Consider the following 6,774-nt stretch of genomic DNA (forward strand, 5'->3'; position numbering starts at 1 on the left):
GCGGCCAACGACGCCATCGCCGACGGCACCGAGCGGATCACCGAGAACCACCTCGACGAGGTGATCCTCGACCTGGCCGCGATCAACCAGTACGACCCGGACCCCGGCCCCGGCCGCGGCGGCACCGCCGCGGTGATGGCCGATGAAGCTCTGGCAGCAGCCCCCGCAGCAGCTCCCGGTCAAGGTCCGGCCGCTGCGGCTGGAAACCCTGACCGCCTACGCCACGCGGCTGGCCGCCGCCAACGAACTGGCCCGCCCGACGACCCTGATCCGCGCTCTCGGGCACCCGCACGGCAACCTCACCGCGACCACAATGCACGACTACGACCTCGCGCTGAACCCGCTCGCCCTGGCACAGCTGGAGACCTTCACCGGCATCCCCACCACCCGGCTGCGCAAGTCACTGCCCGCGGTCAACCACCGCACCGACCTGCCGGGCGACCTCCCGCGCACCAGGCTGATCCGCTGCTGGGACCTGCGCCCGCCCTGCGACGGCTGCGCCGCCCGCGTCTCCGGCACACCGACCATCCGCACCTACCAGCACCAATTCCCACCGATCTGCGTCCGCCACCGCCGCTGGCTCGATGGCGACAAGGTGCACTCCCAGATCGACCTCACCAAGGCGTCCGAGATCATCACCGCGCACCGCCGCTACCTGCGTCTACACGACCGCATCGCCGTCGATGCCGAGGCCCGCGAGTGGTTCCGGCGGCAACTGTTCACCGCCACCGAGATCGTCAAAGCCTGGGTCATCCCCAGCCGACACGACCACCCCCGACTGCACCAGACCTGGACCGCCCGCACCGCTGCGGTCCACCCCTGGCTGACCATCGCCTACCCCTCCGACGTGCTTGTTTTCTCCGAAGCCGTCGCTCTCGCCGAGATCATCACCGACCTGAACTGGAGACGGCACGTCACGATGGTCCAGCACGACATCGACCTCAAGCCTTTCTTCAACCGCGTCGCCTCCCGGCTCGGCCAGCCCCGGATGTTCGCCATCGCCACCCGTCTCTCCAACGGCCGGGACCCACTACGCCACTGGGTCAACAGCATCCGACGCCAGCACGAGGCCACCCGCATCGAGTACTGGCAACGAGTCCACCGACATGGCCTCCGCAACGAGCCCTTCCCAGAAATCCGCCACTTCAAGTGAGGAACGATGAATGACGACACCACCCCCAACTGGCGGACCGCAGGTCAACCCCGGTCAACCTCGCCACAATCTGCGAGAAGCGACACTCGACGCCGAAGAACGCGACCGAGATCAGCTCGACGCGCAGTGACCAGCCCTCCAGCTCTTAGCGGAGGATCCTGTTCGGCTGCTACTCAAGCCCCGTCATCAGCGCGGGCAGGGGGATGTAGGCGGCGATGACGATTCCGAAGACGACGAAGGCACCTGCGGACAGCAGCGCGTTCACGGCCCGATGTACTCGGCGAGGACGCCGGAGACGAACGCGGCCACCGCGACGACCAGCCCGTAGACCGTGCACAGCGTGCCCGCGGGGGAGGTACTGAAGCCGGTCTGGGTCACCAGGTAGTTGGAGAGGAAGCCTGTCCGAGGCCGTCGCCGGTCATGAAGAAGGCGATGGAGCGATGGTTCGAAAAGGTGGTTGCTGAACCGAATCTCCGAAACGTACCAATGCCATCAGGTAGGGGCTAATTAGGCCGCTGATGGCAACCAGGGGAGGCGGCAGGCAGCCGGTAGGGGACCGCAGACTGGTGGGCCGTAGAGGAGAGGAGCGCGCTCAGCACAGGCAGGAGGGGGATTGTAGAGGACTGGGGTCCCCCTCCGCGTGTCACGGGACAACCAACGCGCCAAACGGCATGCGGGCGAGGAAGGAAGCCTTTGGGCTTCAAAGGACAGCGCGCAACGAAAATTCTCTCCATTTGATGGATAATGTCTATTATCCATCAAATGGAGAAAGCCCACCGGAGTGAACCCGGCGCCTTCGCGCGGGGTGGAGGGGGCACCCGCCCATGCTGATCAACTTCTATCGGCGAACGGATGCTCTAACGAGCTTCTCCGACAACGGCGCATCGTGCGCCTGTCGGTCGATCATGCGGCCAAGTCGCTTCGGCGTCATGGGCTTCCTGGCGAACACGATCGGCTCGCTGCGGATCATTTGGTTGATCGTGGACCGAGCCGGCTCCATCGGTGTTGCAGATGAGCGTCCCGTTCCCGCGCCTAGTTTTGTCACTGTGACGTTAATAGGTTGCGGAACGGGGCCAGGGAGAAGCAAGCCTGTTTGGCTGCGGGAGAGCTTAGGCGACATGTCGCGCCATCGGCTGGCTCGTCGAGCCCGGCCATCCGCGCGACGACTGCGAGAACGAAGCACCACAAGCGCCGACTCAGTGCGACCGGCTTCAGGATTAGCCTCCGGTGCCCAATGCGCCATCGGTCAGTCCCGTCGGCGCCCAGCATGAAGTCGTGCCCTCCAGCTCATCGGCACAGCGCTAGTCGACCTCCGATGCGGCGAGGTGGCCAGAGTCGACGATGCGCGACAAAGAAAGGCCCCTTCTGAGGCACGTCGCCGCAGCTCAATCAAACGCCGATAATGTACATTATGTTAAGTAATGGATTCGGGATCTGATGAGAGTTGCGGCCGAAGCCCTACTCCAGCCGGACTCGTCCGCGGGTTTCGGGTCGACGCCGCGAAGTCGTGCAACATCAATGAGCGCCGCTGCGACCGACGCCGGCGGTCCGTCCCGGCGGTTGTGTTGCGTTGGCACCATTTCGACGCAGTGCTCCGAGATCAGCTGGTCTGCACACCGGGATGGTTCGTGCCCGTCGCTGTCCGGCGATTGGCTACCGATCTCGACGTCACTCCCCTTGCGTCCAAAGCTGGAATCCCTCCATCAGTGGTTATGCCGGGGGAAACGGGGCTCCGGCCGGTCGCAGCGATGCCGCCCGCGCAGGATGATGAACGGAGAACCCATCCCACTCCACGACAGCAAGGCCCGTGCGCTCGTACTTCTGGAGGCATCGGTGGCAGTCCTGTGCAGACCGGCGGTTGCAGTTCCCGAACATGTCATCACGGCGGAGGAAACCCTCGAACTTGCCCGACGTGTTCACGCCGACCATCCACAACTCCCCCTGGTCCTGCGGTTGATCAGCAACACCGGGGTCCGCAAGCGCCACCTCATCCGCCCCATCTCTGAAACGCTGCAGCACCCGGGTTTCGAGGCCCGCAACAGGATCTACGAGGAGCACGCCAAGCAGCGCGTGCCCGCCGTCGTGGCCCGGGCCCTGGCCAACTCGGGGTTGCGTGCGGAGGACATCGACCTGTTGGTGTACGTGTCGTGCACCGGGTTCATGATGCCGTCGCTGACGTCGTGGCTGATCAACTCGATGGGGTTCCGCCACGACACACGGCAGTTGCCGATCGCCCAGTTGGGGTGCGCCGCGGGCGGTGCGGCGATCAACCGCGCCCACGACTTCTGCACCGCCTACCCCGACTCGAACGCCCTGATCATCGCTTGCGAGTTCTGCTCGCTGTGTTACCAGCCCGACGACCACGACATCGGTTCGTTGTTGTCCAACGGGTTGTTCGGTGATGCGGTCGCCGCTGCTGTTGTGCGTGGTGCCGGTGGTAGCGGAGTTCTCCTGGAACGCAACGCCTCGGCGATCATCGCGGACACCGAGGAGTGGATTTCCTACCAGGTCAAGGACACAGGTTTCCACTTCCGGTTGGACAAGCGGGTGCCTACGACGATGGAGCCGCTGGCGCCCGCGCTGCGCGCATTGGTGGATCGTCATCGGTGGGATGTCGCCGGGCTGGACTTCTACATCATCCACGCCGGTGGGCCGCGGATCCTCGATGACCTCACGAAGTTCCTGGGGGTGCCGCCGGTGGCGTTCCGGTTCAGCCGGGCGACGCTCACCGAGTACGGCAACATCGCCAGCGGTGTTGTGCTCGATGCGTTGTTGCGGATGTTCGACGAGGATTCGCTGACTGCTCGGGCGCGTGGACTGATCGCGGGTTTCGGTCCTGGTATCAGCGCGGAGATGGCGGTCGGCAGTTGGTTGCCGGATCCGCAGGTGTCGTTCGTCCGTCCTCGGAGTGAGTCCGTCCCGTCGTTGGGAGGCCGTTGATGTCGGATCGGTGCCCCCTTCGTTTCTACGATCCGCCGAACATTTCCGGGGTGGGTTTCGACCCGGATCTGGCCGGGTTCCTCCGGGAGGAGCCGGTGGCGCGGATCCGGATGCGCTTCGGTGAGGGCGAGGCGTGGTTGGTGACGCGGTATGAGGACGTCAAGTTCGTCACCTCGGATCCAAGGTTCAGCCGGGCCGCGATCGCGGCCCGGCCGTTTCCGCGGATGACGAAGCACGTCATCCCGTTGGAACGGGCGGTGAGCTATTCGGATCCGCCTGAGCATGCGCGGATCCGGCGGGTGGCGGCGAAGGTGTTCGCGCAGCGCCACGTCGAGCGATTGCGGGTGCGTGCCGAGCAGGTGGTGGCCGAGCGGGTGAATGCGATGGTGGCTGCGGGGCGGCCTGCTGACCTGGTCGAGCACGTGGTGGCGCCGTTTCCGATGACGATGATCGGTGAGGTCGTGGGCATTCCGGTGGCTGACCGGTCCTGGTTGATGTGGTGCGCGGAGACGTTGTTCAGCATGGCTCGTGATGAGGCGGAGGTTGCTCGCAACGGTTGGATCAAGGATGAGTTGTACGAGTACTTCCAGAAGTTGGTGGCGCGGCGTCGTGCGTGGCCGCGTGATGATCTGGTGACGGTGCTGGCGGATGCCTGTGATCGTGGCGAGATCGGTGATGAAGAACTGGGTGCGTTGGTGGTGCTGGTGTCGCTGAACGGGTGGCATGCGGTGCGCTACAACAGTTCGAGCATGCTGTACGTGCTGTTGACCGAGCCGGGTTTGTGGGAGCGGTTGGTAGCTGAGCCGGGGCTGATTCCGCATGCGGTGGAGGAACTGCTGCGCTTCGTTCCGCATAAGCGGGGTGTGGGGCAGCCGCGGGTTGCTACCGAGGATGTCGTGATTCGGGGTGTTCGGATCCGGGCTGGGGATGTCGTGCACATCTCTTATGTGGCGGCGAATTGGGATGCGGAGGTGTTCCCGCATCCGGAGCGGGTTGATCTGGATCGTGCGGAGGTTGCGCATCTGGCTTTCGGGCATGGTCCGCATTACTGCGTGGGTCCGTTGTTGGCGCGGATGGAGGCGCAGGTTCTGCTGGGGGTGTTGGTGGATCGTCTCCCCCGGCTTCGGTTGGCGGTTTCTCCGGATGAGGTGCGGTGGCGGCGGGACGTCATGATCCGTGGTCCGGTTGATCTGCCGGTGGCTTGGTGATGGCTGTTGGTTCGGGGAAGGGTGCTGGGTTGATGGAGGGTTTCGTCGTTCCGCCTGGTGGTGGGAAGCGCATTGTCACGGGTGCGCAGGATGTGACGTTCAAGGTCACCGGGGCGCATTCGATGGCGGCGTCGAGTTTCGAGGTGGTGGTGCCGCCGGGTTTCGATGTCGGTGCGCATGTGCACGCCCGCAGCGAGGAGTTGTTCTACGTGCTGGAGGGTGAGCTGGAGGTGTTGGCGTTCGAGCCGGTCGTTCGCAGCGGGGATGGTTGGTCGGAGTGGGAGGGCGAGTCGGGTCAGCGGGTGTGTCGTGCTGGTCCGGGCAGTGTCATGTTCGTCCCGCCTGGTTGTCCGCATGCTTTCGCCAATCGGGGTGATGTGGTGGCGCGGATGTTCTTCCAGTCTTCGCCGCCTTCGCATCATGAGCGGTATTTCGAGGAGTTGTTGGAGATCTTGGAAGCGCCGGGTAATGTGGATCGTGGTGCGGTGGCTGAGCTGCGGTTGCGTCATGACATCGAGCAGTTGACGCCGTTACGTTTCCAGTCTTGATGCCGGGCGTCGTATGTGGTTCCTGCACTCCCTGGGTATCAGCGCTGGGTGAACGTCGCGTGCTTGGTGAGTTCTGGGGCCTAGGTTTCGGGCATGGTGGCGACGGTGGTGCTGGTGCACGGCAATTTCCTCGGGCCGTGGTCGTGGCGTGATGTCGTTGCTGGTCTGGCGGATTCGCCGGTGGGGTGCGCGGTTGCGGACTTGCCCAGTGCGTTCGGTGGTATTCGCGATGCTGCTGGTGATTTGCACGATGATGCCGCGTATGTGCGGGAGGTCCTGGATGCGGTGTCCGGGCCTGTGGTGCTGTGCGGGCATTTGTATGGCGGTGCGGTGATCGCGGAGGCCTCTGTGGAGCATCTGGTGGTGCGGCGACTGGTGTACCTCGCTGGGGCGTTGCCGGATGTCGGGCAGAGCTTGGCGGGTCTGGCTCCCCGCCTGCTGCGGAGGCGCGGGAATCGGTGCGATGGCGCGGGGATGGCATGTTGGAGTTGGCTGCGGATTCCGCGTGGGAGGCGTTGTTCCACGACTGTTCTGTGCGGCGGGCCGCGGAGGCGGTTTCGCTGTTGCGGCCGAGCAATCCGGTTGTTGGTGGGCAAGGTGTGCGCGCGGCGGCGTGGCGGGGGTGCTGGTGACTTTCGTGCGGGGCGTGCTTGATCGGTTGCCGGATTTGGTCTCGGCGTCGGTGGTGTGGGATGAGGTCGAGATCGTGGAGTTGCAGACCGCGCACTGTTCCGATTGGTCGCGGCCTGATTTGGTCGCTGCGCTGCTGGCGGGTCTGGCGCGGTCGTCGGGCTGATGGGTGTTGGGGTCGAGTGTGGTGGTTTCGCACCCGCCCCCGTTATGTTTTTCTCGGTCCTGCAAGAGGATCTCTGGCCTCTGGGCCCGGCATGACTGTTCCCCCCTGTCGATGGGATGACCTGGGGGG

At 64.8% G+C, this 6,774-nt stretch carries 6 protein-coding genes; all 6 read left to right on the forward strand.

The features are described from left to right. Nucleotides 1-142: 142 nt before the first annotated feature. The 6 genes from ACWDKQ_RS26855 (at nucleotide 143) to ACWDKQ_RS26880 (ending at nucleotide 6,645) form a co-directional block, all read left to right on the forward strand. Nucleotides 143-1,153 carry a hypothetical protein gene (locus ACWDKQ_RS26855; RefSeq protein WP_450141541.1) on the forward strand — a complete coding sequence of 337 codons (1,011 nt, stop codon included), beginning with the start codon at nucleotides 143-145 and terminating at the stop codon, nucleotides 1,151-1,153. Nucleotides 1,154-2,986: 1,833 nt separating this feature from the next. Beyond that, on the forward strand, nucleotides 2,987-4,093 hold the full coding sequence (locus ACWDKQ_RS26860; protein WP_450141542.1) for a type III polyketide synthase: 1,107 nt from the start codon (nucleotides 2,987-2,989) through the stop codon (nucleotides 4,091-4,093). Beyond that, entirely contained in the window at nucleotides 4,093-5,301 is a 1,209-nt protein-coding gene (locus tag ACWDKQ_RS26865) for a cytochrome P450 (RefSeq protein WP_450141543.1), read from the forward strand. Before ACWDKQ_RS26860 ends, ACWDKQ_RS26865 begins: the two co-directional genes overlap by 1 nt. A gap of 32 nt (nucleotides 5,302-5,333) precedes the next feature. Further along, entirely contained in the window at nucleotides 5,334-5,849 is a 516-nt protein-coding gene (locus ACWDKQ_RS26870) for a cupin domain-containing protein (protein WP_450141544.1), read from the forward strand. 93 nt (nucleotides 5,850-5,942) lie between these two features. Continuing rightward, nucleotides 5,943-6,503 carry an alpha/beta fold hydrolase gene (locus tag ACWDKQ_RS26875; RefSeq protein WP_450141545.1) on the forward strand — a complete coding sequence of 187 codons (561 nt, stop codon included), beginning with the start codon at nucleotides 5,943-5,945 and terminating at the stop codon, nucleotides 6,501-6,503. Continuing rightward, nucleotides 6,463-6,645, forward strand: a complete 183-nt coding sequence (locus tag ACWDKQ_RS26880) for a hypothetical protein (protein WP_450141550.1) — start codon at nucleotides 6,463-6,465, stop codon at nucleotides 6,643-6,645. Before ACWDKQ_RS26875 ends, ACWDKQ_RS26880 begins: the two co-directional genes overlap by 41 nt. Nucleotides 6,646-6,774 lie beyond the last annotated feature (129 nt).

This window comes from Saccharopolyspora sp. NPDC000995 (genome assembly GCF_053599315.1).

Bases quoted from the DNA above. Each gene is read 5' to 3' on its own strand.
- ACWDKQ_RS26855 (WP_450141541.1), top strand. From the start codon at position 143: ATGAAGCTCTGGCAGCAGCCCCCGCAGCAGCTCCCGGTCAAGGTCCGG.
- ACWDKQ_RS26865 (WP_450141543.1), top strand. From the start codon at position 4,093: ATGTCGGATCGGTGCCCCCTTCGTTTCTACGATCCGCCGAACATTTCC.
- ACWDKQ_RS26870 (WP_450141544.1), top strand. From the start codon at position 5,334: ATGGAGGGTTTCGTCGTTCCGCCTGGTGGTGGGAAGCGCATTGTCACG.
- ACWDKQ_RS26875 (WP_450141545.1), top strand. From the start codon at position 5,943: ATGGTGGCGACGGTGGTGCTGGTGCACGGCAATTTCCTCGGGCCGTGG.